The sequence below is a fragment of the Nocardioides sp. LHD-245 genome, assembly GCF_030929495.1.
Lineage (GTDB): Bacteria > Actinomycetota > Actinomycetes > Propionibacteriales > Nocardioidaceae > Nocardioides.
Map to the genome: position 1 here is coordinate 55,978 of NZ_JAVFWN010000007.1, position 24,691 is coordinate 80,668.

Annotated in this window: 30 protein-coding genes and 1 tRNA gene; 19 read left to right on the forward strand and 12 right to left on the reverse strand. The window is 70.2% G+C overall.

The features are described from left to right. Positions 1-2: 2 nt before the first annotated feature. Entirely contained in the window at positions 3-506 is a 504-nt protein-coding gene (locus RB608_RS12415) for an OsmC family protein (protein ID WP_308088245.1), read from the reverse strand. A 196-nt stretch (positions 507-702) separates the two neighbouring features. Here RB608_RS12415 and nudC point away from each other — a divergent pair, with 196 nt between their 5' ends. Then, entirely contained in the window at positions 703-1,623 is a 921-nt protein-coding gene (gene nudC / locus RB608_RS12420; RefSeq protein ID WP_308088246.1) for an NAD(+) diphosphatase, read from the forward strand. A 12-nt stretch (positions 1,624-1,635) separates the two neighbouring features. Here the strand turns inward: nudC and RB608_RS12425 are convergent, their stop codons facing one another. Beyond that, entirely contained in the window at positions 1,636-1,893 is a 258-nt protein-coding gene (locus RB608_RS12425; RefSeq protein WP_308088247.1) for a mycoredoxin, read from the reverse strand. Positions 1,894-1,966: 73 nt separating this feature from the next. On the opposite strand from RB608_RS12425, the gene RB608_RS12430 reads away from it, so the two are divergent. The 5 genes from RB608_RS12430 (at position 1,967) to RB608_RS12450 (ending at position 5,451) form a co-directional block, all read left to right on the forward strand. Beyond that, a complete protein-coding gene (locus RB608_RS12430) occupies positions 1,967-4,042 on the forward strand; it encodes an ATP-dependent DNA helicase UvrD2 (protein ID WP_308088248.1) in 2,076 nt (691 codons plus the stop codon). 158 nt (positions 4,043-4,200) lie between these two features. Further along, entirely contained in the window at positions 4,201-4,491 is a 291-nt protein-coding gene (locus tag RB608_RS12435; protein ID WP_308088249.1) for a hypothetical protein, read from the forward strand. Positions 4,492-4,643: 152 nt separating this feature from the next. Beyond that, positions 4,644-4,910: a WhiB family transcriptional regulator gene (locus tag RB608_RS12440; RefSeq protein WP_141003398.1), complete on the forward strand. Its 267-nt coding sequence runs from the start codon at positions 4,644-4,646 to the stop codon at positions 4,908-4,910. Between the two features lie 63 nt (positions 4,911-4,973). After that, complete coding sequence (locus RB608_RS12445) at positions 4,974-5,141, forward strand: hypothetical protein (protein WP_282400394.1); 168 nt, start codon at positions 4,974-4,976, stop codon at positions 5,139-5,141. 145 nt (positions 5,142-5,286) lie between these two features. After that, positions 5,287-5,451, forward strand: a complete 165-nt coding sequence (locus tag RB608_RS12450) for a hypothetical protein (protein ID WP_308088250.1) — start codon at positions 5,287-5,289, stop codon at positions 5,449-5,451. A gap of 38 nt (positions 5,452-5,489) precedes the next feature. Here the strand turns inward: RB608_RS12450 and RB608_RS12455 are convergent, their stop codons facing one another. Continuing rightward, the gene (locus RB608_RS12455) at positions 5,490-6,368 is read right to left on the reverse strand and encodes a hypothetical protein (RefSeq protein ID WP_308088251.1); all 879 of its coding nucleotides are present in this window, start codon (positions 6,366-6,368) and stop codon (positions 5,490-5,492) included. Positions 6,369-6,506: 138 nt separating this feature from the next. Next, the gene (locus RB608_RS12460; protein WP_238408271.1) at positions 6,507-6,665 is read right to left on the reverse strand and encodes a DUF5679 domain-containing protein; all 159 of its coding nucleotides are present in this window, start codon (positions 6,663-6,665) and stop codon (positions 6,507-6,509) included. A 138-nt stretch (positions 6,666-6,803) separates the two neighbouring features. Between RB608_RS12460 and RB608_RS12465 the strand changes: the two genes are divergently transcribed. The 3 genes from RB608_RS12465 (at position 6,804) to RB608_RS12475 (ending at position 9,622) form a co-directional block, all read left to right on the forward strand. Beyond that, complete coding sequence (locus tag RB608_RS12465; RefSeq protein WP_308088252.1) at positions 6,804-7,625, forward strand: enoyl-CoA hydratase/isomerase family protein; 822 nt, start codon at positions 6,804-6,806, stop codon at positions 7,623-7,625. Positions 7,626-7,977: 352 nt separating this feature from the next. Beyond that, the gene (locus RB608_RS12470; RefSeq protein WP_308088253.1) at positions 7,978-9,024 is read left to right on the forward strand and encodes a PHP domain-containing protein; all 1,047 of its coding nucleotides are present in this window, start codon (positions 7,978-7,980) and stop codon (positions 9,022-9,024) included. Between the two features lie 40 nt (positions 9,025-9,064). Then, complete coding sequence (locus tag RB608_RS12475; RefSeq protein ID WP_308088254.1) at positions 9,065-9,622, forward strand: M48 family metallopeptidase; 558 nt, start codon at positions 9,065-9,067, stop codon at positions 9,620-9,622. An 8-nt stretch (positions 9,623-9,630) separates the two neighbouring features. Here RB608_RS12475 and RB608_RS12480 read toward each other — a convergent pair whose 3' ends face one another. Then, a complete protein-coding gene (locus RB608_RS12480) occupies positions 9,631-10,173 on the reverse strand; it encodes an NUDIX domain-containing protein (RefSeq protein ID WP_308088255.1) in 543 nt (180 codons plus the stop codon). Beyond that, positions 10,170-11,576 (reverse strand): zinc-dependent metalloprotease, encoded by a 1,407-nt coding sequence (locus RB608_RS12485; RefSeq protein ID WP_308088256.1) that lies wholly within the window; start codon positions 11,574-11,576, stop codon positions 10,170-10,172. The genes RB608_RS12480 and RB608_RS12485 overlap by 4 nt, the downstream gene beginning before the upstream one ends. 84 nt (positions 11,577-11,660) lie before the next feature. Here RB608_RS12485 and RB608_RS12490 point away from each other — a divergent pair, with 84 nt between their 5' ends. From RB608_RS12490 to RB608_RS12520, 7 genes are all read left to right on the forward strand, one after another. Beyond that, positions 11,661-12,089, forward strand: a complete 429-nt coding sequence (locus RB608_RS12490; RefSeq protein WP_308088257.1) for a molybdenum cofactor biosynthesis protein MoaE — start codon at positions 11,661-11,663, stop codon at positions 12,087-12,089. A gap of 58 nt (positions 12,090-12,147) precedes the next feature. Further along, positions 12,148-12,456, forward strand: a complete 309-nt coding sequence (locus RB608_RS12495) for a hypothetical protein (protein ID WP_308088259.1) — start codon at positions 12,148-12,150, stop codon at positions 12,454-12,456. Positions 12,457-12,483: 27 nt separating this feature from the next. Then, the gene (locus tag RB608_RS12500; protein WP_308088261.1) at positions 12,484-13,521 is read left to right on the forward strand and encodes a S16 family serine protease; all 1,038 of its coding nucleotides are present in this window, start codon (positions 12,484-12,486) and stop codon (positions 13,519-13,521) included. Positions 13,522-13,538: 17 nt separating this feature from the next. Next, positions 13,539-14,090 carry a PPA1309 family protein gene (locus RB608_RS12505; protein WP_308088263.1) on the forward strand — a complete coding sequence of 184 codons (552 nt, stop codon included), beginning with the start codon at positions 13,539-13,541 and terminating at the stop codon, positions 14,088-14,090. Beyond that, on the forward strand, positions 14,083-17,031 hold the full coding sequence (locus RB608_RS12510; RefSeq protein ID WP_308088265.1) for a UPF0182 family protein: 2,949 nt from the start codon (positions 14,083-14,085) through the stop codon (positions 17,029-17,031). Before RB608_RS12505 ends, RB608_RS12510 begins: the two co-directional genes overlap by 8 nt. A gap of 57 nt (positions 17,032-17,088) precedes the next feature. After that, positions 17,089-17,712 carry a trimeric intracellular cation channel family protein gene (locus tag RB608_RS12515; RefSeq protein ID WP_308088266.1) on the forward strand — a complete coding sequence of 208 codons (624 nt, stop codon included), beginning with the start codon at positions 17,089-17,091 and terminating at the stop codon, positions 17,710-17,712. Positions 17,713-17,764: 52 nt separating this feature from the next. Beyond that, positions 17,765-17,838: transfer RNA gene (locus RB608_RS12520), tRNA-Met, on the forward strand. 63 nt (positions 17,839-17,901) lie between these two features. Here the strand turns inward: RB608_RS12520 and RB608_RS28295 are convergent. Further along, the gene (locus tag RB608_RS28295) at positions 17,902-18,168 is read right to left on the reverse strand and encodes a hypothetical protein (protein WP_392390997.1); all 267 of its coding nucleotides are present in this window, start codon (positions 18,166-18,168) and stop codon (positions 17,902-17,904) included. 124 nt (positions 18,169-18,292) lie between these two features. Between RB608_RS28295 and RB608_RS12530 the strand changes: the two genes are divergently transcribed. Beyond that, positions 18,293-19,485, forward strand: a protein-coding gene (locus RB608_RS12530) for an IS3 family transposase (RefSeq protein ID WP_308088267.1) whose coding sequence is annotated in 2 segments (ribosomal slippage) — positions 18,293-18,577 and positions 18,580-19,485 — 1,191 coding nt in all. Because the reading frame shifts where the segments join, the coding sequence is not laid out codon by codon here. Here the strand turns inward: RB608_RS12530 and RB608_RS12535 are convergent. From RB608_RS12535 to RB608_RS12555, 5 genes are all read right to left on the reverse strand, one after another. Further along, the gene (locus tag RB608_RS12535; RefSeq protein ID WP_308088269.1) at positions 19,454-19,615 is read right to left on the reverse strand and encodes a hypothetical protein; all 162 of its coding nucleotides are present in this window, start codon (positions 19,613-19,615) and stop codon (positions 19,454-19,456) included. The genes RB608_RS12530 and RB608_RS12535 overlap by 32 nt on opposite strands. A gap of 37 nt (positions 19,616-19,652) precedes the next feature. After that, entirely contained in the window at positions 19,653-20,114 is a 462-nt protein-coding gene (locus RB608_RS12540; protein WP_308088271.1) for a hypothetical protein, read from the reverse strand. 472 nt (positions 20,115-20,586) lie between these two features. Beyond that, positions 20,587-20,715 carry a hypothetical protein gene (locus RB608_RS12545; RefSeq protein ID WP_308088272.1) on the reverse strand — a complete coding sequence of 43 codons (129 nt, stop codon included), beginning with the start codon at positions 20,713-20,715 and terminating at the stop codon, positions 20,587-20,589. Positions 20,716-20,815: 100 nt separating this feature from the next. Beyond that, positions 20,816-21,259: a carboxymuconolactone decarboxylase family protein gene (locus RB608_RS12550; protein ID WP_308088273.1), complete on the reverse strand. Its 444-nt coding sequence runs from the start codon at positions 21,257-21,259 to the stop codon at positions 20,816-20,818. 198 nt (positions 21,260-21,457) lie between these two features. Beyond that, complete coding sequence (locus RB608_RS12555; RefSeq protein WP_308088274.1) at positions 21,458-22,081, reverse strand: XRE family transcriptional regulator; 624 nt, start codon at positions 22,079-22,081, stop codon at positions 21,458-21,460. Between the two features lie 91 nt (positions 22,082-22,172). Between RB608_RS12555 and RB608_RS12560 the strand changes: the two genes are divergently transcribed. Together RB608_RS12560 and RB608_RS12565 are read left to right on the forward strand one after the other, a co-directional pair. Continuing rightward, complete coding sequence (locus tag RB608_RS12560; protein WP_308088275.1) at positions 22,173-23,129, forward strand: NAD(P)/FAD-dependent oxidoreductase; 957 nt, start codon at positions 22,173-22,175, stop codon at positions 23,127-23,129. Further along, positions 23,126-24,313, forward strand: coding sequence for an MFS transporter (locus RB608_RS12565; RefSeq protein ID WP_308088276.1), 1,188 nt, complete (start codon positions 23,126-23,128; stop codon positions 24,311-24,313). The genes RB608_RS12560 and RB608_RS12565 overlap by 4 nt, the downstream gene beginning before the upstream one ends. Positions 24,314-24,691: the final 378 nt, after the last annotated feature.

Consider the following 24,691-nt stretch of genomic DNA (forward strand, 5'->3'; position numbering starts at 1 on the left):
GGTCAGGCGCGCACCACCCGGATCTCGGGTGGCCGGGCGAGGCTGCGCCCGACGACGCAGTAGCGCTCGGTGGCGGTCGCGAGGCGGTCCAGGGCGGCGTCGTCCGCATCGGTGTCGACAGCGAGGGTGACCACGATGTCCTGGACGCCGATGGGTGCGTCGCGGTCGATGCCGAGGGTGCCGCGGGCGTCCCACCAGCCGTCGGCCCGGAGCCGGGCGGTGCGGATCTCGACTCCCATGGCGGTCGCAACCGCTCGCAGGGTCACGCCGGCGCAGGCGAGGACGGCCTGGAGCAGGAGGTCTGCCGAGCAGGCGTCGGTGCCGTCACCCCCGGTGGCGGGGTGGAGTCCGGCGCGGACCGGGCCGGCGAAGCCGTCGATCGTGGCGGTGACGTCCGGCGCGCGGTAGTCGCCGGTGGCGGTGGTGGGCGTGTGTGCCGTCGCCGGGTCGGAGCGGTAGCGCTCCTTCAGCGGTGCTTGCGCGGCCCGGAGGGTGCTGGCGTCCATGACTCAGGTTAGCCGTGGCTAGTGCCGCACCTCGGAAGTTCTTGAACGCTTCGCGCACCCCGAGCACGCCCCTCGCGGCGTTGCCGACGCTTGCGAGACGACCCGGTATGGCTGCGCGCCGGCGCCTTGCGATGCACGCACCCTGAGCACGCCAACCGACCAACAACTTCCGAGACACGACACTAGGCTCGGTTCCGTGACGTTCCCGCACCTGTCCCTGGTCGCCGATCCACACGACCGACTCGGACTGCTCCGGACCGACGAGGCGTGGCTGGCGGAGCGCTGGGCCGACCCGACCGGGCAGGTCCTGGTGATCGCCGGGACGCGGGTCCGCCCCGGCCCGGACGGGCTGGAGTGGGTCTCGACGGCGGACGCGCCGGACGGCGTCCGGGTGCTGCTGGGGGCGCGCGGCGAGGTGACCTGGTGGGCGGTGATCGTGCCCGGCGAGATCGCGAAGGCCGAGCCCGACCGCTGGCTGCCGCTGCGCGGGCTGCTCCCCTTCCTCGGGAGCGGTGCGGGGGACGGGCCGGGGCTCGCGCCCCTGGTGTTCCACGCGATCGGGCTGGCCGAGTGGCACTGGGCGCATCGGTTCTGTCCCCGCTGCGGCGGAACGCTGGTGCCGCGGGCGGCCGGGCACGAGCTGGTGTGTGCCGACTGCGGCAAGCCGCAGTTCCCGCGGTCGGACCCCGCGGTGATCATGCTGATCGCGGCGGGGGAGCCGGGAGCGCCCGACGAGCGGTGCCTGCTCGGGCGCAACCGGAGCTGGCCCGAAGGGCGGTTCTCGACGTTGGCCGGGTTCTGCGAGCCCGGGGAGTCGCTGGAGGACGCCGTACGCCGTGAGGTACTCGAGGAGACCGGTGTCGCGGTCGGCGACGTGACCTATTTCGGCAACCAGCCCTGGCCGCTGCCGTCGAGCCTGATGCTGGGCTTCCACGGGCGGGCCGTCTCCGAGCAGATCCGCCTGGACGACGACGAGGTCGAGGACGCGCGGTGGTTCACCCGCGAGGAGATGCGCCAGCAGGCCGCCGACGGCACCCTGGTCCTGCCCGGCGGGGTCTCGATCAGCCGTTCGCTCGTCGAGGACTGGTACGGCGGCCCGCTCCCGGGCAGCTGGTGAGCCCGACTCCGCTCAGGCGCCGATCTGCTCCAGCTCCTCGAGCTTGGCCTTGACCTGCGCGACGCTGGGGTTCGTCTGCGCGGTGCCGTCGGTGTAGACGAGCGTCGGCACGGTCTGGTTGCCGTTGTTGGCGGACTCCACGATCGCGGCGGCCTCGGGCTGCTGCTCGATGTCGACGATGTCGAAGGCGATGCCCTCCCGGTCCAGCTGGCTCTTGAGCCGCTTGCAGTAGCCGCACCAGGGAGTGGTGTACATCGTGAACGAGCTCATCGTTGTGTCGCCTCCGCCGTCTAGGGTCTGTGCGTCCACCCAACCACGCCCGTGAAGGAGATGTTCCCCCGCCATGTCCGAGTCCATCGAACGACTCCTCTCCGCGCTCGACCCGGAGCAGCGACAGGTGGCGGAGACGCTGCGCGGGCCGGTGCGCGTGCTGGCGGGGGCGGGGACGGGCAAGACGCGGGCGATCACCCACCGCATCGCTCACGGCGTGATGACCGGGGTCTACGCGCCGACGGAGGTGCTGGCGGTCACCTTCACCACGCGGGCCGCCGGCGAGCTGCGGCAGCGGCTGCGCCAGCTCGGCGCGCCGGGCGTGCAGGCCCGGACCTTCCACAGCGCGGCGCTGCGCCAGCTGCGCTACTTCTGGCCCCACGTCCACGGCACCGAGCTGCCGACCCTGACCGAGTCCAAGATCCCGATGCTGGCCGCGGCCTGCCGCACCCTGGGGCTGCGCGCCGAGCAGGCGCTGCTGCGCGACCTGGCCTCCGAGATCGAGTGGACCAAGGTCAGCAACGTCGGCGCCGACGACTACCCGCGGATCGCGCCGGCCAAGGGCCGCTCGGTCGCGGACCAGACGCCGGAGACGATCGGGCGGGTGATCGCGGCCTACGAGCAGGTCAAGCGCGACCAGGGCCGGATGGACATGGAGGACGTCCTCCTGCTGACCGCCGGCGTGCTGGCCTCCGACGAGCGGGTCGCGGCGCAGGTGCGGCGGCAGTACAAATGGTTCGTCGTCGACGAGTTCCAAGACGTCTCGCCGCTGCAGTCGGCCCTGCTCGACCTGTGGCTCGGGGGACGCGACGAGCTGTGTGTCGTCGGCGATCCCGCCCAGACGATCTACAGCTTCGCGGGTGCCGACGCGACCTACCTGCGTGACTTCCCGAAGCGCTACGCCGACACGACGTCCATCGAGCTGGTGCGCAACTACCGCTCGACGCCGGAGGTCGTCGCGACGGCCAACACCCTGCTCTCGGGGACCTCGAGCGCGGGGGTGGACCTGCGCTCGCAGCAGAAGTCCGGCTCGGCGGTCCGGTTCGTGGGAGAGCCCGACGAGGTTGCCGAGGCCCGGGCCGTCGCCGACCGGATCCTGCGGCTGCAGCGCGCCGGGACGGCGTACGGCGAGATGGCGGTGCTGTTCCGGATCAACGCGCAATCCGAGACCTTCGAGGACGCCCTGGCCGACCGTGGGATCCCCTACATCGTGCGAGGTGCGGCCCGGTTCTTCGAGCGGCGCGAGGTGCTCGAGGCCGTCACCCGGCTGCGCGGCGCCGCCCGGTCGGGGGAGGGCGACGGCAGTCCGTGGCTCGAGGTCGTCAAGGGGGTCCTCGGCGGGATGGGCTGGACGGCCGAGCCGCCGACGTCCCGGGGCCAGGTCCGCGACCGGTGGGAGTCCTTCCAGGCGCTGGCCGACCAGGCCGAGGAGTTCGCCACCGAGCGGGGCATCGAGGCCTCGGTGACGAGCTTCGTCGAGGAGCTCGACCGGCGCGCGACCGAGCAGCACGCGCCGAGCGCCGACGGGGTCACCCTGGCCACCTTCCACGCCGCCAAGGGCCTGGAGTGGGACGCGGTCTTCTGCTGCGGCGTCCAGGACGGCACCGTGCCGATCGTCTACGCCGAGCAGGGCGGTGCCCGGCCCGACGCGGTCGAGGAGGAGCGGCGCCTGCTCTACGTCGGCGTGACCCGGGCCCGGCGCGAGCTGATGGTCTCGTGGTCCGCCGCCCGCAACCCCGGGCAGGCGCCGCGGCGCCAGCCCTCGCGGTTCATCGTGCCGATGCTCCCGGCCGGCCAGCAGCCGCAGCAGACCCGCGGCCGCACCAAGGTCGCTCGCTGCCGCGACTGCCTCCAGCCGCTGTCGACCGCTGCGGAGAAGAAGCGGGGACGCTGCGCCCATCACCCGGTGCGCTACGACGAGGCGCTCTTCGAGCGGCTCAAGGCATGGCGCCTCGAGACGGCGCGGGAGGCCGGTGAGGACGGCAAGCCGCTGCCGGCGTACGTCGTGTTCACCGACGCGACCCTCGAGCTGATCGCCGAGCACAGGCCCGCCTCGATGGCCGCGCTGGCGAAGGTCAACGGGGTGGGTCCCCACAAGATCGAGCGGTACGGCGAGGCCGTGCTGGCCCTCGTCGCCGAGGGCGACTGACGGGGTCGCGGAAGCAGGGTTTGAAAAAACCTCGGAAAATCCCGATAAATGATTTGCGTGTGTCGATGACGGGCCATTACGGTCGTCAGGCAAGTTCCGCTGCGCATCACAGCCCTGGCACGGCTGGCGCCCACACGCACCGAAGGAGGTGGCCCCTGATGGAGAACATGACGATGAACCCGGTCTTCCCGGTGATGACGTCCGCCTGGCAGCCCACGCTGTCCGCGACCCTCGGCTGTGCCGCCTCTGCCCTTGCGACCGTCCAGGTCCAGGGCAGCGCCGTGCGTCCGGCCACGGCTCCGACCACCGTTGCCCCGTTTGCGGGCGCGCCGTTCGCCGTCGTGGCCACCGATGTCGCCAAGCGGGAGCGCGCCATCGCCGGCACGGACCACCGTGGCATCAATGCCGCCCGTCTCCCGGGTCTCCACGCCTGGAGCCCACCGATCTGACCTCTGATCAGCTCGGCAGCCTCCAGGCCGCGGAACCCGAATAGACCGGGATCCGCGGCCTTCGTACTTCTCCGACCGAGAACCGCGAAGTCCCCGGATCCCACGGAAATGACAACGCGATCAGGTCAGAAGTTGAGGAGGTGAAAAAGCAGATGACGACCAGTGTTCTCGAGCCGACGCTGGACGAGCTGCTGCCGTGCCGGTTGAACGACGCGGAGCTGTGGTTCGCCGAGTCCCCGTCGGATGTCGAGGCCGCGAAGGCGCTGTGCCTGGACTGCCCGGTCCAGAGCATGTGCCTCTCGGGCGCCCTCGAGCGGCGTGAGCCGTGGGGTGTCTGGGGCGGCGAGCTGTTCCTGGCCGGCGTGGTGATCCCGCGCAAGCGTCCCCGGGGCCGTCCGCGCAAGGACGCCGCGGCGTAGTCCACCGCAATCCCGGACGAACCGTCCGAACGAACCTTCACGAAACAACCATTGGAGCTTGAGATGTCCCACCTGATGAACGAAGAGTTGGCGCGTGCCCAGATGGCCATGCGCCTGGGAGAGGCGCAGCAGCTGCGCGCGGCCAGCAGGATGGCCCGCGCCCGCCGCTTGAGCCGCAAGGCCGAGCGTGCAGCGCAGCAGGCTCGTCTCGCCCTCGCTCGCGCACTCTGAGTCCGCACCGCGGACCAGCGAGACCGGATTTCTTCGAGGCCTCCTCGGAGGGCACCTGATCGCGGGTGATGAGGAAGGGCCGGACCGACCGATCGTCGGGCCGGCCCTTCCGGCATTTCCGCGGGGGCCGACCTACGCTGGAGGCGTGGCGCTCACCTGTGACTTCTGCGGCCGCGCGGCCGAGGACGACGCGCTCCCGCTGACCTGGAGCACGTCGGTCGAGCGTGGCCGGGTGCGCTGCTACTGCGACACCTGCTCGCGCGCGCACCTGCGCGCCATGGAGGCCAAGCTCGACAGCGACTGGTGGTGAGCGCACCGCCCGGTGGCGGTGCACTGCTCAGGGCAGATTCAGGGCAGGTCCACGAAGCCGTCCCAGGAGCAGCCGCAGTAGGGATGGCGCCCCCACCGGGTGAGCTCCGGCGCGGCCAGCGGATCGAGGTCGACCGTCGCCGACCAGGTGCTCGGCTCGTCGCCCTCCAGGTACCGGGCGAGGTCGCGCACCGCCCAGGCGAGTGCGAGGTGGTCGAGCACGGGATCGCGCGGTGGCGGCCGCTCGGCGCACTGGACGGCGGCCTGGGCGACCAGCAGCGGCAGCCGCTGGTCGTGCAGCGACTCGTGGGCGTCGACACAGCGCAGGCAGGCCGTCTGTCCCGGCTGAACGAACGGGCCGACCCGTACCGCGGTCGCGTCGCCGGTGACCAGCAGGTGGGGCAGCGAGGAGCGCACCAGCGGGTCGAGCCGGTCGCGGGCGATCGGCCCGTCGGCGACGACGAGGCGGACCCGGACCTCGTCCGGCTCCGCGGCCGGACGCAGGCCCGCCGCGGCGAGGAGCGGGTCGAGGACGGCGTGCAGGCGGTCCGGGACATCGACGGCCAGGCCGGGGGCGGCACGGGCGGCCTGCCGGCGTACGCCGTCGGGGCCGGTCTGCGCGAGCAGCGTGGCCAGCGCTGGGTCGCCGGAGCCCGCCGCGGGCACGACGAGCCCGGCGGCGCGCAGCCGGTCGAGGGCGTCGGCCGCGGCCGGTGGCAGGTCGACCGGATCGGGAGCGGCCCGGCCGGGAGCGTTCGGATCGCCGGGCCCGCCGAGGTCGCTCAGCAGGCGGCGGACCTCGGGGACGTCGGGCAGCCGCAGCCGCGGACCGGACAACCCGACCTGGAGCACGCCCGGGGACCGGGCCAGGACCGGTGTGCCGGGCCGCAGCAGGTGGGGCCGGGACCAGGACGCCATGACGGCAGCGTGGCACGACGGACCCGGTGCGCGCGCGGCTCCTCCACAGCCCGGTCGGCGAAAACGCGCCACGGGCGGCTCCGCCGTAGCGGGGCCGCCCGTGACAGTCGGCTCAATGCCGGCTGAGCGTAGGGGTGCTCAGGCCTTGCCGAGGATGCGGTTGAGGTTCGTGCCGCAGACCGGGCAGACGGCCTTCGCCATCCGGGTGCCCTTCTCGTTGACCTTGACCTCGCCCTCGGCCTCGCGCTTCTCCTTGCACTTGACGCAGTAGAACTCGCCGCTCCAGGTCTCCGCCATGACGGCCTCCTTGCTCATCTTGTTCGTTCGGTCGTCGCGACGGGGACACGGGGGGAAGCCCGTCGGGGTCCGGAGGTGCACTCCGAACCTCCCCGACCCTACGGCACACGACCGTGGAGTCGCAGTAGCGTGCCCCGCATGTCTGAAACCGCTGTGAACGTCCCCGAGCCGCCGGCCTTGACGCACCTGCGTCTCGAACGGCCCTCCGTGGGGGTCGCGCTGCTGGTCCTGGACCAGCCGGACCTGCGCAACGCGATGAGCGACGAGATGACCGAGTCGTGGGTCCGGGCGGTCGATCACCTCGCCGGAGACCCCACCGTGCGGGTCGTGGTGGTGACCGGCGAGGGCACGGCGTTCTGCTCCGGCGGCAACCTGTCCTGGCTGGCCTCGGAACCGGACGCGAGCGTGGCCGACCTGCGCGCCCGGATGCTGCCGTTCTACCGCGCCTGGCTGTCGATCCGGCGCCTGGAGGTGCCCACGATCGCCGCGATCAACGGAGCCGCGATCGGCGCCGGGCTCTGCATGGCGCTGGCCTGCGACCTCCGGTACGCCGCGCGCGGGGCCCGGATGGGCGTGCCGTTCACCCGGCTGGGGATCCACCCGGGCATGGCGGGGACCCACCTGCTGCCCGAGGTGGTCGGCTCCGCCGCGGCCCGCGACCTGCTCCTGACCGGGCGCCTCGTCGACGCCGACGAGGCGCTCGGGCTCGGTCTGGTCTCGCGGGTGTGGGAGCCCGCGGACTTCCGCCAGGGCGTGCTGGCGGCGGCGGGGGACATCGCGGGCGCGGCGCCGATCGCCACCCGGCTCACCAAGCGGGCCCTGCAGCACGGGCACGCGAGCATCGAGAGCGCACTGGAGTGGGAGGGCCTGGCGCAACCGGTCACGCTCGCGACCGACGACCTGCTCGAGGGGATCCGCGCGGCCCAGGAGAAGCGGCCCCCGGTGTTCACCGGCCGCTGAGCAGCGGGAGAGAGAAGAGACCCCCGGTGCCGCAGCGCCTCGCTTGCCTTCCCCTTGCGAGCGAGGAACTGCGGCCCCAGGGGCCTCGTCGGGGACGACGCTAGGCATCGCGGCGGTCGTGGTCAATCCAAGCGCGCCGCTGCCTGTGGACAGGCCTGTGGAAAAAGCTGTGGATGGTGGTCGGGACCCGTGGATGGCCGGGGGAGAACCGGGATGTGCCTGTGGAGGAGCCCCGCTGCGGCGCGACCCCGCGGGCGTCGTACCGTCGGGTGACCAGCGAAGATGGCGCCCACAGCTTCATCCACGGCCTGTGGACAGACAATTTCCGACGGACGGCGAGGACGGTGCGGACGTGACCGAGCAGGGGTACGACGGCACGCCGGTGGCGGCGCTGCGCCGGATCGCGTTCCTCCTGGAGCGCGGCCGCGCGGACAGCTACAAGGTCAAGGCCTATCGCGGAGCCGCCGCGGCGGTGCTGCCCCTGGCGCCCGACGAGATCGCCGCGCGGGCCGCCGCCGGCACCCTGACCGAGCTGCCCGGCGTCGGTGCCAGCACCGCGCGGGTGATCGCCGAGGCCGTGGCGGGCCGGATGCCGGACAAGCTGGCCGAGGTCGAGGAGCAGTACGGCGCACCGCTGACCGCCGACGGCGCCGGCACCGCGTTGCGGGCCGGGCTGCGCGGCGACCTGCACTCCCACTCCGACTGGTCCGACGGCGGCTCGCCCATCGAGGAGATGGCGATGACGGCGATGGAGCTGGGCCACGACTACCTCGTGCTCACCGACCACTCGCCACGGCTCAAGGTCGCCCGAGGGCTGTCGGCCGAGCGGCTCACCCGGCAGCTGGGCGTCGTGGAGGCGGTCAACGCCCACCTCGCCAGGGCCGGGTTCCGGCTGCTCAAGGGGATCGAGGTCGACATCCTCGACGACGGCTCGCTCGACCAGACCGAGGAGATGCTCGCTCGGCTCGAGGTCCGGGTCGCCAGCGTGCACTCGAAGCTCGCGATGGACCCGGAGCCGCTGACCCGGCGGATGGTGGCGGCGGTGCGCAACCCCTTCACCAACGTGCTCGGACACTGCACCGGCCGGCTGGTCACCGGCAACCGCGGGACCCGGGCGGAGTCCCGGTTCGACGCCCGCACCGTCTTCGAGGCCTGCGCCGAGGAGGGCGTGGCGGTCGAGATCAACTCCCGCCCCGAGCGCCGCGACCCGCCCACCCGGCTGCTGGAGCTCGCGCGCGACGCCGGCTGCCTGTTCTCGATCGACAGCGACGCGCACGCGCCCGGGCAGCTGGACTACCCCCTGCTCGGGTGTGAGCGCGCGGAGGCGGCCGGCATCGACGCGGACCGCATCGTCAACACCTGGCCCGTGGAGCGGCTGCTGGAGTGGGCCCGGCCCTGAGGTCCCACCACTGCCGGCGAGCGCGCCGTAGGGTCGGGCCATGCCCACGCCCCGTGTGGAGGTACGCCGGTCGCAGCGCCGCCGGCGTACGGTCACGGCCTATCGCGAGGGCGAGACGATCGTGGTCCTGATGCCGGACAACCTCTCGGTGACCGAGGAGCGGGCCTGGGTCTCGAAGATGGTCGCTCGGGTCGAGCGCAAGGAGCGGCGGGCGGCGACGCCCCGGCGCCGGGACGACGAGGACCTGATGCAGCGCGCCCGGGAGCTGAGCGACGAGTACCTCGGCGGCCTGGCGGTGCCGGAGTCGGTCCGCTGGGTCGGCAACCAGCGGGCGCGGTGGGGGTCGTGCACGCCCAAGGACCGCACGATCCGACTCTCCGAGCGGCTGCAGCGGATGCCGGAGTGGGTGATCGACTACGTGATCGTGCACGAGCTGGCCCACCTGATCGAGCCGCACCACGACGAGCGCTTCTGGGGCTGGGTCGCGCACTACCCGGCCGCGGAGAAGGCGAAGGGCTACCTCGCCGGCTGGTCCGACGCCGCCCGGATCGACCGGCCGCCCTCCGAGCAGGTCATGCCGGGCGAGGACGTCGACTGATCCAGCGCTCAGACCAGGACCGCGCGGGCGCGAGCGATGAGCACGTGCATGGCCGGTTCGAGGTCGGGCAGGCCGTCGAGGGGCCACCAGCGCAGGGCGAGGGACTCGTCGCTGACCGTCTCCCGGGCGCCGGGTCGGGCGCGGGCGGCGTAGCGGACGTCGAGGTGGCTCACCCCACCGCGCGGGTCGCAGAAGGGGACGACGTGGACGTCGAGCTGGAGCGGCTCGGGGTGGAAGTCGAGCTCGTCGAGCCCGCTCTCCTCGTGGGCCTCCCGCAGCGCGACCGCCGCGAGGGTCGGGTCGCCCTCCTCGGCGTGGCCGCCGAAGTGGAACCAACGCCCGGCCTTGCGGTGCAGGTTGAGCAGCACCCGCTCGCCGACGGCGTCCAGGACGAGGGTGCCGGCGGTCAGGTGGTCGGGGTACGACGAGCGCCACATGCCGTCCGGCGTCGACGCGAGGTGCGCGACGTAGCGGCGACGCAGTGCCTCCTCGGCGGGATCGGGGGCGCGCCAGTCCGTCAGGACGCCCAGGGCGTCCGCGTGGAGGGTCACTCCGCGTCGGGCGAGCCGGCGCCGTCGGGGCCGTCGGGGCCGTCGGGGGAGTCGCCGTCGGGGGAGCCGGGGGAGCCGGGGCCGTCGAGCAGTTTGCGCAGCTCGACGTCGAACTCGTCCTCACTCAGCTCGGCGGGACGGGTGGCCTCGTCACGGAACGACAGCGGGTCGTCGAGGTCGGCGGCGGTGGGCAGCAGGTCGGGGTGCATCCAGACGCCGTCGCGCGCCTCCTGACCGGACCGGGTGCGCAGGCCGCCCCACAGGGTGGAGGCGTCGCGGAGACGGCGCGGGCGCAGCTCGAGGCCCACGAGCGCGGCGAAGGTCTGCTCGGCGGGACCGCCGGCCGCCCGGCGCCGGCGCACCGCCTCGCGCAGCTTGGTCGCCGCGGGCATCCGCTCGGCGGTGGCCTGGCCGACGACCTCGTCGACCCAGCCCTCGACCAGCGCGAGCGCGATCTCGAGCCGCGACAGCGCGGCGGTCTGCGCCTCGGTCTGTGGCGGGTCGAACATGCCGCCCTCGAGCAGGCCCTGCATCGCCTCGAGGTTGGTGGGGTCGATGCCGCGCAGCTGCTCCTGGACCCGCTCCTGGATCTGCTGGGCGTTGATCTCCAGACCGCGGGCATAGTCGGTGACCGCGCCGATGAGGTGCTCGCGCAGCCACGGCACGTGGGCGAAGAGCCGCTGGTGGGCGGCCTCGCGCAGGGCGAGGTAGAGCACGACGTCGTCCTCGGTGACGTCGAGGCCGTCGGCGAAGGCGCGGACGTTGCTCATCACCAGCGCCGCCTTGCCGGGAGCCCCGAGGGGGAGGCCGATGTCGGAGGCGGTGAGCACCTCGCCGCCCAGCGCGCCGAGGCCCTGCCCGATCTGCATCGCCATCATCCCGCCGACGGCCTGGCCGATGATGCCGACGAGCGGTCCGGCCGCCGCCTTCATCTCCTCGGGCAGCCCGCTGGACAGACCGGTCACGGAGCGGGCGGCGACGGGCTCGACGAGCACCTGCCACACCGGCTGGGTCTCGACCAGCCACTCGGCGCGACTCCAGGCGGCCGTCGTACCGACGCCGGAGGGGAAGCCGGTCGCCGTGTCGAGCCAGTGGTCGGCCAGGCGCACGGCGTCGGCGACGCGGTCCTGGTCGCGCCGGGAGGGGGACGGGTCCGGCTCCTGGGCGATGGCCTGGCGGGCCATGTCGGTGGCGGCGGTCCAGTTCAGCGGGCCGTCGTGCGGCTGCATGAGCGACTGCAGCTGCTGGAAGAACGCCATGCCGCCGCCCGGGCCGGCGCCCGCGCCGCCGGCCATTCCTCCACCACCCAGTGCGCCGCCGAGGGCGCCGAAGATCTGCTCGAACGGCGTGCCCTTGAACGGGTTCGGCTGGTCGTCGCCCGGGGTGCCCGGATCGTTGCTCATGACCCAAAACTACGCCCGATCGCCAACCGGCGGTGTCGGGGACAGCCCTGACCGGACCCCGGCCCTCCTCCTAGAGTGAGCCTCATGACGAACCCCGCCGTGCGCCTCGTCGCGATCTCCGACCAGCCGCTCTCGGTGAGCGAGGTGCTCGACGGCCTCGACGACGCCGCGTCGGGCGGCCTGGTGCTCTTCGTCGGCCGGGTCCGCGACCACGACCACGGCCACGGCGTCACCGGACTGTCGTACTCCGCCCACCCCTCCGCCCTCGACCGGCTGCGGGAGGTGTGCGAGCGCATCGCGGAGGAGTACGACGTCACGGCGGTCGCGGCCGTGCACCGGGTCGGCGACCTCCGGATCGGCGACCTCGCCGTCGTCGTGGCGACCACCGCGGGCCACCGCGGCTCGTCCTTCGAGGCCAGCCGCGCCCTCATCGACACGCTCAAGGCGGAGGTGCCGATCTGGAAGCACCAGCGCTTCACCGACGGCTCCGACGAGTGGGTCGGGTCTCCCTGAGCGCCCGGCTGCGCGTGTCCTGACCGCTCCCTGACCGGCCGCGACCTACCCTCGGGGAGTGGAGATCCTGTTCTGGCTGCTGCCGGCCGCCGTGCTCACCCTCGCCTCGATGGCGTGGGTCGCGTGGTGGGGCCGGGAGGGCCGGGGCGAGGTCGACCGCGAGACGGCGGCCCGGCGCCTCGGCGAGGCACTGACCCGCGAGCAGCGCGCCCGGCCGGGCTACGCCGCCCCCGAGCGGGAGCCGGACCGGCACAACGGAGTCGCCCTGCGCCCCTCGCGGAGCCGCCCCGTCGTGCTTCCCGGCCACGAGTCGGAGCCGCCCGTGGCCGAGGACGAGTCCGTGACGGACGACCGGCGCGCGTCCTGATTGGACACATCTGACAAGGTAGGCGCCATGAGCCAGCGCCTGATCGCCGCGTGTGTCGCGGCGCCGTTGGTGCTGATCCTGGGCGGCATCGCGCTCGTCGTGCCGCTGCCGTACGCGTCCTACAGCCCCGGGCCGACGTACGACATCCTCGGCAAGGACGCCGACCAGGCCGAGGTGATCCAGGTCGACGGGCACGACGCCTACTACGACGACGGCCAGATCCGGTTCACCACGGTGGTGGCGTCGTCGTACGGCCAGAAGCTCTCCCTGGGCGACGCGCTGTCGCGCTGGCTCGACCCCGACAAGGCGATCCTCCCGTACGACGTCGTGCATCCGCCCGACACGACCCAGGCCGACGAGAAGGCCGAGGGTGCCGTGCAGATGACCACCTCGCAGGACGTCGCCAAGGCGGTCGCCCTGACCGAGCTCGGCCTGCAGGTGCCGACCGCGGTGCAGGTCGCCGTGGTCGACGAGGAGGGGCCGGCCAAGGACAAGCTGCTCGTGCGCGACGTCTTCAAGGAGGTCGACGGCGAGCCGGTGACCGGCGCGGACCAGATCGTCGAGGCGGTCCGCAAGCACGACGACGGCTCGCTGGTCGAGTTCCGGATCCTGCGCGACAAGCGCGAGCTCACCGTGCGGATCAAGCCCGAGGAGATCGAGGGCAAGCCGCGCGTCGGGGTCTCGCTCGGCCTGGGCTACGAGTTCCCCTTCACCATCAACCTGCGCGTCGACCCGACGGTCGGCGGCCCCAGCGCGGGTCTGATGTTCTCGCTGGCCATCTACGACACGTTGACCCCCGGCTCGCTGACCGGTGGCGCGACCGTCGCCGGCACCGGCGAGCTGGCCGGCGACGGCAAGGTCGGCCCGATCGGCGGCATCGAGCAGAAGATCGCGGGCGCCCAGGCCGCCGGCGCGAAGCTGTTCTTCGTGCCGAAGGACAACTGCTCCGACGTCAAGGGCCTCGACCCCGACCTGCGCCTGGTGAAGGCGACCACGATGCACGAGGCGCGGGTCGCCCTCGAGACATGGGTCGAGGACCCCGACGCCGATCTGCCCAGCTGCTGACGACGCAAGGACCACCGTTGGACTACGAACTGGACGTCGACCCGGCCCTGGCCGCCGCCGTACTCGAGCTCGAGGGGCACCACGCCCGCGCGGGATGGGACCGGCCGGCGCGCCTGTACGCCCTCGTCGACACCGGCCACCTGGTCGCCCAGGAGCCCGCGCTCGCCGCGCAGCTGGGCCTGGACGCCCCCGCGGAGCAGGGCTCGCTGACGCCGGTCGAGCAGGAGGACCTGCCGCCCGGTCAGGAGCTGGAGGAGGTGCTCCCCGGCATCCAGTGGCCCGACGTGGTCGCGGGCTGCGCGGCCGTGGTCGAGCGCCTGGTGCTGCCGCCGGCCGCCGACGGCCAGGTCCCCGAGGACCCGGTGGCCGCCGCGGAGTTCGCGCGCGACCACCCCGACGCCGAGGAGGTCCGCATCGTCGCCGGGGTGACCCGCCACGGCGCGAGCTACTGCGCCTTGCGGATGCGCAGCCACGACGAGGACAGTGCCGTCATGGGCGGCAACGACCTGGTCCCGGGGCTCATCGAGCTGCTCCGGGCCACCCTGCTGGAGGACGAGACCGATGAGTGAGCTGTTCGACGAGGAGCCGGAGCGCCCCGCACCCGAGCGACCGGGACGCCGTACCCGCGCCCTGGTCATCACCGGGGTGGTGCTGATCGTCGGCTTCTTCCTGCTCAGTGCCTTCGCGGGCATCTACACCGACCGCCTCTGGTACGCCGAGGTCGGCTTCGGCGACGTGTTCAGCACGATGCTCTGGACCCGGGTCGGGCTGTTCCTGGCCTTCGGTGCGCTGATGGGCGGGATCGTCGTCCTCAACATGTACCTCGCGTTCCGGTTCCGCCCGATGTTCCTCATGGCCGGGCCGGACGGGGTCGACCGCTACCGCGATGCCGTCACCCCGATCCGCGGCTGGCTGCTGGCCGGCGTCGGCGTCGTGGTCGGCATCTTCGCCGGCACGTCGGCGATCGGGCAGTGGCGCACCTTCCTGCTGTGGCGCAACGGCGAGGGCTGGGGGAGCAAGGACGCGTACTTCAAGAAGGACATCGGCTTCTACGTCTTCGACCTGCCCTGGTGGAACTTCGTGGTCGACTTCGTGATGGCCGTCGCCATCGTGTCGCTGATCGCCACGGCCGTCGTCCACTACCTGTACGGCGGCATCCGGCTCCAGGTCTCCCACGACCGGTTCTCGGCGGCCGCCCAGGTCCAGGTCTCCGTGCTGCTCGGCGTGTTCGTGCTGGCGAAGTCCGTCGACTACTTCCTCGACCGCTACGACCTCGTCACCGACGACCACCGGCTGTTCACCGGCATGAACTACACCGCCGAGAACGCCATGCTCCCGGCCCGCAACATCCTCGTCGGGGTCGCGCTGATCTGCGCCGTGCTGTTCTTCCTCAACGTGTGGCGCAAGACCTGGCAGCTGCCGTCGGTCGGCCTCGCGCTGCTCGCCCTCTCCGCGGTGCTGCTCGGCATGATCTGGCCGGCCATCGTGCAGAACTTCCAGGTGAAGCCGTCCGAGGCGGACAAGGAGAACACCTACATCAAGGCCAATATCGACGCCACCCGTGAGGCCTACGGGCTCAGCGGCGTCGAGAGCGAGCGCTTCGAGGGCACGCCGGTCAACAATCCGACCGGGCCCGAGGCGAACACGGTGCTCGGGCAGCTGTCGACGACGCCGGTCGTCGACCCGCAGCAGGTGCGTGACACCTTCCAGCAGCGCCAGCAGGTCCGGGCCTACTACTCGGTGGCCTCCGTGCTCGACGTCGACCGCTACATGATCGATGGCCAGGAGGTGCCGTTGGTCCTGGGCGTGCGCGAGCTCGACCAGTCCGGCATCAACTCCTCCGACCAGAACTGGTCCAACCTGCACACCGTCTACACCCACGGCGAGGGCCTGATCGCCGCCTACGCCAACCGGATCTCGGACAGCGAGGTCAACGGCCGCATCGTGTGGGCGGAGGGCATCAGCGGCGCGGGGACCAGCGGCGCCAGCGACCTGACCAAGTCCGAGGAGTTCGAGCAGCGCATCTACTTCGGCGAGCAGAGCCCGGCGTACTCGGTGGTCGGCAAGGCCAGCAAGGACGCCTCGAGCGTGGAGCTCGGCCTCGCCAACACCGACCTCGACGAGGGCGACCAGCGCACCACCTACGACGGCAAGGGTGGGGTGTCGGTCGGCAGCACCTTCAACCAGCTGATGTACGCCATCAAGTTCGGTGAGCCGAACTTCCTGCTCTCCGGGCGGGTCAACGGCAACTCGAAGGTGCTCTACAACCGCACGCCCACCGAGCGGGTCGAGAAGGTCGCGCCCTGGCTGACCGTCGACGGCGACCCGTACCCCGCGGTGGTCGACGGCAAGATCGTGTGGATCCTCGACGGATACACGACCACGGACCGCTACCCGAACGCGCAGCGGGAGTCCTTCGACGCGATGATCGACGACTCGCAACAGCAGGACACCGGGCTGCAGACCATCCCCACCGACGAGATCAACTACATGCGCTCGGCCGTGAAGGCGACCGTCGACGCGTACGACGGCACGGTCACCCTCTACGAATGGGACACCAGCGACCCGATCCTCAAGACGTGGATGAAGGTGTTCCCGGAGTCGGTCACCCCCAACGCCGAGATCCCGGCCGAGCTGAAGAGCCACCTGCGCTACCCGGAGGACCTGTTCAAGGTGCAGCGCTACCAGCTCGCGAGGTACCACGTCACCGACGCCGGTGAGTTCTACTCGGCCAACAACCGCTGGGAGGTCCCCGAGGACCCGAACGCGCAGCGCCAGGTGTTCCAGCCGCCGTACCGGCTGTTCTCGACCGGGGTCGACGGCACCAACGACTGGTCGCTCACCTCCGTGTTCGTGCCGCGCGGCAAGGGCACCCTGGCGTCGTACGTCCAGGTGAACTCGGATGCGAACTCGCCGAACTTCGGCAAGCTGCGGCTGCTCGAGATGACCGACGCCAACACGCCCGGACCCGGGCAGGTGGCCAACCAGATGCAGCAGGAGAAGGATGTCGTCGACGCGCTGACGCCGTACCGCGTCCAGGGCGCGACGCCACCCCGCTTCGGCAACCTGCTGACCCTGCCGGTCCAGGGCGGCCTGATCTACATCCAGCCGGTGTACGCCGTACGGACCACCGGAGCGTCGACGTTCCCGATCCTCCAGTTCGTCATCGTCAAGTACGGCGAGCAGGTCGGCATCGGCCAGAACCTGGCCGAGGCGCTGGGCGATGCGCTCGACGTGGACCTCGTGACGGGGGAGCCGACCCCGCAGCCGCCCGTCGAACCCGGTACGCCGGGGGAGCCCGAGGAGCCGGGCGGGGAGACGCCGCCGGAGCCGAGCGGCACCCTGGACGAGCAGATCGCGGCGGCGCTGCGCGACGCCGACGAGGCGTTCAAGGCGGCGACCGACGCGCAGGCCAAGAACGACACGGCCGAGTGGGCCAAGCAGCTCGACCTCGCCCAGAAGGCGGTCGAGGAGGCCGTCAAGCTGGCGAACGAGCGCGACAGCCAGTAGCCGCTCCGGTGGTGGCTCGGTTCCCGTAGGGCCGGCAGCATGCGGCATCATCGCCGCATGCTGCTGACCCTCGACCTGGTCGGGATCTTCGTCTTCGCGATCTCCGGCGGGCTGGTGGCCGTGCGCAACCAGCTCGACATCGTCGGGGTCGTCGTGCTGGCGATGGCCACCGGGCTCGGCGGCGGTGTGATCCGCGATGTCGTCATCGGTGCCGTGCCGCCGCCGGCCGTCGCCGACTGGAGGTACCTGCTCGTCCCCGTCGTTGGCGGTCTGGTCACCTTCTGGCTGCACCCCGCCGTCGGCCGCCTCGAGCGGGTGATCACGGTCTTCGACGCCTTCGGTCTCGGGCTGTTCTGCGTCGCGGGCGCGCTGAAGGCCCAGGAGTACGGCCTCGGCCCCGCCCCCTCCGCGGCGCTCGGCATGGTCACCGGCGTCGGCGGCGGCATCATCCGCGACCTCCTCGCCGGCCGGATCCCCGTGATCTTCCGGTTCGGCGAGCTCTACGCCATCCCGGCACTGGCCGGCGCCGCCATCGCGGCCACCGGCGCGGAGCTCGGCGTCGACCACGGTCTGATGGCCGCGCCCGCCGCCGGGGTCACGATCGGTTGGCGGCTGCTCGCCGTCCACCGCGGCTGGCAGGCACCCGTGCCCCGCCTGGGGCCCCCACCTCCATCCGGGTGAACGCCCCGATTTGGTGCGGTTTGGGTCCATGCCCTAACGTTGGGTTCACCGACGCGGGGTGGAGCAGCTCGGTAGCTCGCTGGGCTCATAACCCAGAGGTCGCAGGTTCAAATCCTGCCCCCGCTACTGTGTGATGTCTCAGGACATCGCGGACACCCGGACCTACGGAAACGTAGGTCCGGGTGTTCTTCATTTCAGGTTTCGTGGCTGGTAGTCCTTGGCGGGATCGATGGTGAGTTCGCGGAGCAGTTCGCCGGTGATGGCGTTGATGACGCGTACCTCGAGGTCCTGGATGAGCAGGATGACGTGGGTTCCCTTGTGGGTTCGTCCGATGCCGATATGGCGGAGTTGGCCGGCTGCGCGCAGGGTGACGGTGCCGGACTTGTCGACGATGTCGTGCCGGATCCGGTCGTGGGTCTCGGTATCTCGTGGCGGGCCGGGCACGGCCTTGGGCATGGTGTTGTAGAGCGCGGCTGGAGTGGCTCGGTGTGGCAGTGATCGGTGGGGCCGGGGGACTGCTGCACGAATAGGTGACATCTGATCTGTGGTGCCGGGAGGTGCCGCTGGAAGGATGTGCACTGTGCCGAAGCCGTACCCCCAGGAGTTCCGCGAGGACGTGGTTCGTGTCGCGAGGAACCGTGAGCCGGGAGTTCACCTCAAGCAGATCGCTGCCGACTTCGGCATCAGCGAGTCGTGCCTGACGAACTGGATGAAGACCGCCGACGTCGAGGACGGCGTGAAGCCCGGAACGACGGCGGCTGAGAACGCCGAGAACCGCGAGCTGAAGAAGCGGATCCGGCTGCTTGAGCAGGAGAACGAGGTCCTTCGCCGCGCGGCGGCCTACCTGTCGCAGGCGAACCTGCCGGGAAAATGATGCACCCGCTCGTCCGCGAGCTGGCCGTCGACGGGATCCCCGTCACGGTGGCGTGCCGGGTCCTCAAGATCGCTCGCCAGCCCTACTATCGCTGGCTCCAGTCGCCGGTCACCGATGCTGACCTGGTCGAGGCGTACCGCGCCAACGCGCTGTTCGACGCCCACAAGGACGACCCCGAGTTCGGGTACCGGTTCCTCCTCGACGAAGCGAAGGAGGCCGGCCAGGACATGGCTGCGCGGACCGCGTGGCGGATCTGCTCAGACCTGGGCTGGTGGTCAGCATTCGGCAAGCCCAAGCGGGGCAAGACGAAGAGGCCGGGCCCGCCGGTCCACGACGACCTATGTGCGGTCACCGACAAGCACGGCGTAGTCCGTCACGTCTTCGCCGCCGACGCTCCGAACCAGCTGTGGCTCAGCGACATCACCGAGCACCGGACCGCTGAAGGCAAGCTCTACATGTGCGCGATCAAGGACGTCTACTCCAACCGGATCGTCGGCTACTCGATCGACTCGCGGATGAAGTCACGGCTCGCGGTCGCGGCGCTCAACAACGCCGTCGCCAGGCGCGGTGGCGTCGCCGGCTGCGTGGTCCACACCGACAGAGGATCTCAATTTCGAAGCCGGAAATTCGTCCACGCGCTCAACCACCACGGCATGGTCGGATCGATGGGCCGCGTCGGTGCCGCGGGCGACAACGCGGCCATGGAGAGCTTCTTCGCGCTGCTCCAAAAGAACGTCCTCGACCGGCGTACCTGGGAGACCCGTGACGAGTTGCGGATCGCGATGGTGACCTGGATCGAGAGGACCTACCACCGCCGCCGCAGGCAAGCCGGACTCGGCCGATTGACCCCCATCGAATACGAAGCCATCATGACCACGCCAGCCACTCAGGCTGCGTGACCCGACCTGTCACCCGTTCGTGCAGCAGTCCCCGGTGCTGGTTGTATTCGGTCACGAACTGGTCGAGCAGGGTCTGCAGTTCGGCGATGGTGGCGGGTTGGTCCGGCTGGGCTCGTAGCCAGTTCTTCATGGTCTGTTGGAATCGCACATTGCCCCCGCTACAAAGTTCAGGCGCGGAACCTACGCGTTCCGCGCCTGAAAGGTTCTTGGGACTTGATCACATGTCCACTTAGGGCGCAGATACCGAGGCAGGTGCCGAGCCCGCAGAAGGTCAGGACGGCGGCGACTGTTAGCCATCCCGTGACCTGCCCCTGCTCGCCGGCACCACCGGAGGCGGCCGTTATCGCAGTGAGTAGGCCGTACGGGACCAGGAAAATTGCTCCCATCCAGGCCGGGATGAGCAACAGGAGGCGCGGCACGCGCGGGCTTCGGCGGCCCGTCAGCATTGCCAACAGGGCCACCCCAGCCAGAGCCAACACGACGGTGAAGTCGATGCTGTGTCGCTCCATCCAGACCAGCAGGTCAGGAGCTCCGTTCTTCTCGAATTCGAGCGCCATGTCGAATCCGCTCGGCAGACCTGCACTTCCGCCCAGGGCCCAGTACGTCTTGATCGAGACATAGGGCAGCACTGAGATGAATCCGACCCAGAGGAGTCGCCTGTGTGCACCACGCGGTCGCGGATGGAGTGTTCTCATCAAGTTCGCCGACCCTCGTGCGGGCGGGGGGCGAGAAAACCTACGTCCATGACCTGTCCTCCATCGATCGTCTTTGCGTGACGCTCATCCGTGCCTCTGCTCATCTGGCCGAACAGTTCTTGGTCGGGGACGTCAGGGATGACGGTCCCGTTCGGTCCCGCATATCGGCGGAGGGTTCGGTCAATGCGCTGCTAGAAGAAGCGCGAGTGATCCGAGCGCATAGGCGAAGAAGAGTGCTGGGAACGCGATGCTGTGGAGAACACACGCGCTAAGATGCGCGATGAGAGCACCGAGGTAGAACGCGGAGAGGCCAAAGGTGGCCGCTATTGCGATCAGAGGAGGGCCCCGCGACGCCGACGACAAGCCCGGCCGCGCCGGTTCCTTTGAGGACAGCGAGGGTTGGCAGTCAGCCGTCGGGCACTCCGACTTCTCTGGAGTTCGCGACTACGAAGTTGGCTCGCATGATGTCCCCGACCACAAATACGATATTCATGACGACCGTGATGCTGATCACGATGATGGTGACGGTGGGCATCACATTCCTTTGACCCGGTCAACAGGGGGCGTCCCTCCCTTCCTGGACGTGAGGACGCGCCATGGCGCGCCTCCGAATAGCGGAGTTGCCCGAGAGATGCTCAGCGGAAGCTGCCGGCAATCAGTCGCGCAGACACGTTGATTCGGTTCCACGCGTTGACCGTTGCGATTGCGGTCACCAACGCCGCCAGTTCCTTATCTGCGAAGTGAGCGGCGGCCTCGTCCCAGCTGTCGTCGGGAACGCCCGCGGAGTTGTCGGCGATGCGGGTCATCGACTCGGTCAGTGCAAGTGCCGCACGCTCAGCGTCAGTGAAGAACGGTGTATCGCGCCATGCTGAGACCGACCAAAGACGCTCATCGCTCTCTCCCACCGACCGTGCCTTATGTGAGTGCATATCGACACAGACCGCGCAACCATTGATCTGACTGGCTCGAATCCGCATGAGCTCGAGGAGTCCTCTGGGTATTCCACTGCTGTTGACGTACTCCTCGACCGCAGTGAGCCCCCGATAACCATCCACGGCGAGCTTGTACACGTTCTTCATCCGTTCAGGCATCGTGCCCTTTCGGTAAGTAGTGTTCAAGAGTGAATAGGCGAAGGCCGGTGGGACTCCCAAGGTTCACCGTCGCCATCGCCTCGGAGAGCGAGCATCTCAGCCCTCCGCTCAAGTGGACAACTTTCGTTGTCAAAACAGGGACGTGCCGACAGGTGGCCGACTCTCGCTCGCCGCCGGATGGAGTGTTCAGGAGCCAGCACCGGGGAGGGGTCGCCCTGTTCTCGGTGGGGGAGATTTGGTTCGGGCTCTGAGGTGTGCGCGTTCGCCTCGTCCGCCGAAGAGGCTGAGGATCTCAACGTCTCCCTTCCCGGCCGATCCGAACCAGTGCGGTTGTTGGGTGTCGAACTCGGCGACCTCTCCTGGGCCGAGGGTGAGGTCGTAGTCGCCGAGGATCAGGCGGAGCCGACCGGTCAGTACGTAGAGCCATTCGTAGCCGGGGTGGGTGCGGGTGGAAGGGGCGGATTCGCTGGCTGGGATGGTGAGCTTGTAGGCCTTTGGTTCGCCCTGGTTTCTGGACAGCGGGACGATGACGCGACCGCCGGTCCGTTGGGCCTTCTGGGGCATTCGCGGATCGACGATGCGCGGCGCAGCGACGATCTCGTCGAGCGGAACGCCCATGGCTGCAGCGATGGGCAGCAACAGTTCCAGGCTTGGCTTGCGTTGTCCGGTCTCCAGTCGGGACAGGGTGCTCTTGGAGATCCCCGTGGTGCCGCTGAGATCGCCGAGCGAGAGGCTTTTCTTCTCTCTGAGTTGACGCAACCGGACGCCGACCTGGCTGAGGGTGGCATCAATGGCGGGATGAGTAGCCATACCTCTATGTCACCAGATCGTTCCGTTTTCGGCAACGAAAGTTGCTGATTCGAACGGAGCTCGGCGATCGTCGATCTCGGAGGTGATGGCGATGGAGAACCATCGAGATGTTGTGGTCATCGGTGCCGGCGCAGCCGGTCTGTCGGCGGCGCTCGTGTTGACGCGGGCGCGTGCCAACGTGCTGGTGGTCGAGGACGGGACGCCACGGAACGCGCAGGCAGCTCATATGCACGGCTTCGTCTCACGCGACGGCGTCGATCCCGCAGAGTTCCTCGAGATCGGTCGACGAGAGGTGGTGGGGTACGGCGCCGAGTTCGTGCATGCCCGGGTGGTGGACGCCCGGAGCCACGCGGATGGTGGCTTCGTGGTCACCTTGGACTCGGGCGTAATGATGACGACTCGTGCGGTCTTGGACGCGACGGGCCTGACTGATGAGCTTCCTGACATCGCCGGGGTGCGAGAACTGTGGGGATCGGCAGTGCACCACTGTCCGCACTGCCACGGCCACGAAGTCGCCGACCGGAACCTCGTCGTCATCGGCGGACAGGCACCTGCCATGACGCTTCACCAGGCAGCGCTGCTGCGCCGCTACAGCGACCGCGTGACCCTCTGTCCCCACGACATGGACATCCAGGAGAACGAACGCGGCCGCTTGGAGGCGTTCGGGGTGCGGATCAAGGATGGCACCGTCGCCCGGCTTCGAGGCGACCAGGGTCGCCTGATCGGCATCGAATTGGTTGACGGCACAATGGTGGAGTGCGAGGCGGCGTTCATCGCACCCCAGCCCCGGCCCAACGACGCGATCCTTCACGCATTGGGCTGCGCGACTGTGCCGGATACCGGGTGGGTGGCGGTCGAGGGGCCGGGCGCAACGAGTGTTCCCGGTGTCTGGGCCTGCGGCAACGTGGTCAATCCCCGCGCACAGGTCATCACCGCCGCCGGCGAGGCCTCCGCTGCTGCGATCGCCATCACGTCGTGGCTCCTGGAGACGGACATCGAAGCCGCGGTAGAACGGGCGGACACGAGCACACCACGGGGCCGCTCATGACTGCCGTCGCTGCCCCAGCGCGGGCGAGTGTGCTGCCGCTGGGGGTGTATCTGCTCGCGTTCAGTCTCTTCGCCATGGGCAGCGCCGAGTTCCTCCTCGCCGGAGTGCTTCCCGCCGTCGCTGCCGATATCGAGGTCAGCATCGCCACGGTCGGCTGGCTCATCACCGCGTTCGCCATCGGCGTTGTCCTCGGCGGCCCACCCTTCGCGGTCATCAGTTTGCATTGGCCGCGCAGGACCGCGCTCGTGCTAACCCAGCTCGCCTTCGCCGCCTGCATCGCCGCCGGACTCATCGTCGGCACCTACCCCGCGCTGCTCGCCACCCGGTTCCTCGCCGGACTCGCCTACGCAGGATTCTTCGCCGTCGCGGCAGTCACCGCCGTCAGCATGGTCCCGCCAGAACGCGCCGCGCGTGCATCCGGTGTGGTCGTCAGCGGGCTCAGCCTGGCGATGATCCTCGGCGGTCCCGCCGGAACTCTGATCGCCTACAACACCGGCTGGCAGGGCGGGTTCTGGCTGGTCGTAGTGCTGACACTCATCGGAGCAGTCGCCGTCGTCGCCGCGATGCCTCGCACCGCTGCAGTGGAGCGACCGTCGGTGAGCCGAGAGCTTCGCACAATGCGGCGACCGCGCCTCTGGCTCGTGTACGCGGTCACCTTGCTCACTACTGCGGCCTACATGATCACCTTCAACTACCTCGCCGAAGTCCTGACCCAGGTCACCCGAATCCCCGATGCCTGGATCGCCGCCGTGCTCGTCCTCTTCGGCATCGGCGCCTACCTAGGACTCGCTATCGGGGGCCGGATCTCCGATCGGCACCCCCACTTCACGCTGATCATCGGATCTACGGGGATCGCCATCTGTTCGGTGCTGATCGCATCCCTCGCCACGCAGGCGCTGGCCGTCATCCCGCTCGTGTTCCTGCTCGGAGTATCCGGCTTCTTGATCAACCCCGCCCTCTACAGCCGTGTCTTCGCCCTCGCCGCCAGCGCGCCGACCCTGGCCGGAGCCACCACCGTGTCTGCGTTCCAGCTGGGAATCAGCTTCGTGCCTCTCCTGGCCGGCGTCGTCCTCAACGCTGGTGCGTCCATCACGATCGTGGCCTGGATCGGCGCCGGGCTCGCTACCATCACAGTCCCCCTCGTCCTCATCGACCGCAGGGCTACACGGGCGGGGACGACCTGACGGCCGTTGCTGGCTCTGCCGGCGTCGGAGTAGGCCAGGAAGGCCTCGCGCCACTGCTTGAGCGTCTTCCCGAGCCGGCGGATCTCTGGCATTGGGCAGGTCGGCAGCGACGCGGGGACCTTCTCCGCGATCCGCCGGCCCTCGACCGAACTCGACGCCTTGTACGCCACCTTGGACTTCTGTGCACAGCCACGTCAGAGCCTCCCGGTGGGACCGTCCCGTCCGCGCGACCGACGCTATTGAGTCCTCGTGAGGGACCGACGTTCAAGCGAACATGAGCGCACGTGCAGACTGGCAGTCTCCAGTGGACACTCAGGTTCCGCGACGAACCGTCGATATTCGCGGGAACTTCTAAAGAGCTCCTGTCATGCGTCCGGT

Bases quoted from the DNA above. Each gene is read 5' to 3' on its own strand.
- RB608_RS12555 (WP_308088274.1), bottom strand. From the start codon at position 22,081: ATGGCTACTCATCCCGCCATTGATGCCACCCTCAGCCAGGTCGGCGTC.
- RB608_RS12465 (WP_308088252.1), top strand. From the start codon at position 6,804: ATGTCTGAAACCGCTGTGAACGTCCCCGAGCCGCCGGCCTTGACGCAC.
- RB608_RS12455 (WP_308088251.1), bottom strand. From the start codon at position 6,368: ATGGCGTCCTGGTCCCGGCCCCACCTGCTGCGGCCCGGCACACCGGTC.
- RB608_RS28295 (WP_392390997.1), bottom strand. From the start codon at position 18,168: ATGCCCAAGGCCGTGCCCGGCCCGCCACGAGATACCGAGACCCACGAC.
- RB608_RS12475 (WP_308088254.1), top strand. From the start codon at position 9,065: ATGCCCACGCCCCGTGTGGAGGTACGCCGGTCGCAGCGCCGCCGGCGT.
- RB608_RS12415 (WP_308088245.1), bottom strand. From the start codon at position 506: ATGGACGCCAGCACCCTCCGGGCCGCGCAAGCACCGCTGAAGGAGCGC.
- RB608_RS12430 (WP_308088248.1), top strand. From the start codon at position 1,967: ATGTCCGAGTCCATCGAACGACTCCTCTCCGCGCTCGACCCGGAGCAG.
- RB608_RS12545 (WP_308088272.1), bottom strand. From the start codon at position 20,715: ATGCCCACCGTCACCATCATCGTGATCAGCATCACGGTCGTCATGAAT.
- RB608_RS12535 (WP_308088269.1), bottom strand. From the start codon at position 19,615: ATGAAGAACTGGCTACGAGCCCAGCCGGACCAACCCGCCACCATCGCC.
- RB608_RS12500 (WP_308088261.1), top strand. From the start codon at position 12,484: ATGAGCCAGCGCCTGATCGCCGCGTGTGTCGCGGCGCCGTTGGTGCTG.
- RB608_RS12550 (WP_308088273.1), bottom strand. From the start codon at position 21,259: ATGAAGAACGTGTACAAGCTCGCCGTGGATGGTTATCGGGGGCTCACT.
- RB608_RS12485 (WP_308088256.1), bottom strand. From the start codon at position 11,576: ATGAGCAACGATCCGGGCACCCCGGGCGACGACCAGCCGAACCCGTTC.
- RB608_RS12445 (WP_282400394.1), top strand. From the start codon at position 4,974: ATGTCCCACCTGATGAACGAAGAGTTGGCGCGTGCCCAGATGGCCATG.
- RB608_RS12440 (WP_141003398.1), top strand. From the start codon at position 4,644: ATGACGACCAGTGTTCTCGAGCCGACGCTGGACGAGCTGCTGCCGTGC.
- RB608_RS12435 (WP_308088249.1), top strand. From the start codon at position 4,201: ATGGAGAACATGACGATGAACCCGGTCTTCCCGGTGATGACGTCCGCC.
- RB608_RS12560 (WP_308088275.1), top strand. From the start codon at position 22,173: ATGGAGAACCATCGAGATGTTGTGGTCATCGGTGCCGGCGCAGCCGGT.
- RB608_RS12515 (WP_308088266.1), top strand. From the start codon at position 17,089: ATGCTGCTGACCCTCGACCTGGTCGGGATCTTCGTCTTCGCGATCTCC.
- RB608_RS12510 (WP_308088265.1), top strand. From the start codon at position 14,083: ATGAGTGAGCTGTTCGACGAGGAGCCGGAGCGCCCCGCACCCGAGCGA.
- RB608_RS12490 (WP_308088257.1), top strand. From the start codon at position 11,661: ATGACGAACCCCGCCGTGCGCCTCGTCGCGATCTCCGACCAGCCGCTC.
- RB608_RS12425 (WP_308088247.1), bottom strand. From the start codon at position 1,893: ATGAGCTCGTTCACGATGTACACCACTCCCTGGTGCGGCTACTGCAAG.
- RB608_RS12460 (WP_238408271.1), bottom strand. From the start codon at position 6,665: ATGGCGGAGACCTGGAGCGGCGAGTTCTACTGCGTCAAGTGCAAGGAG.
- RB608_RS12565 (WP_308088276.1), top strand. From the start codon at position 23,126: ATGACTGCCGTCGCTGCCCCAGCGCGGGCGAGTGTGCTGCCGCTGGGG.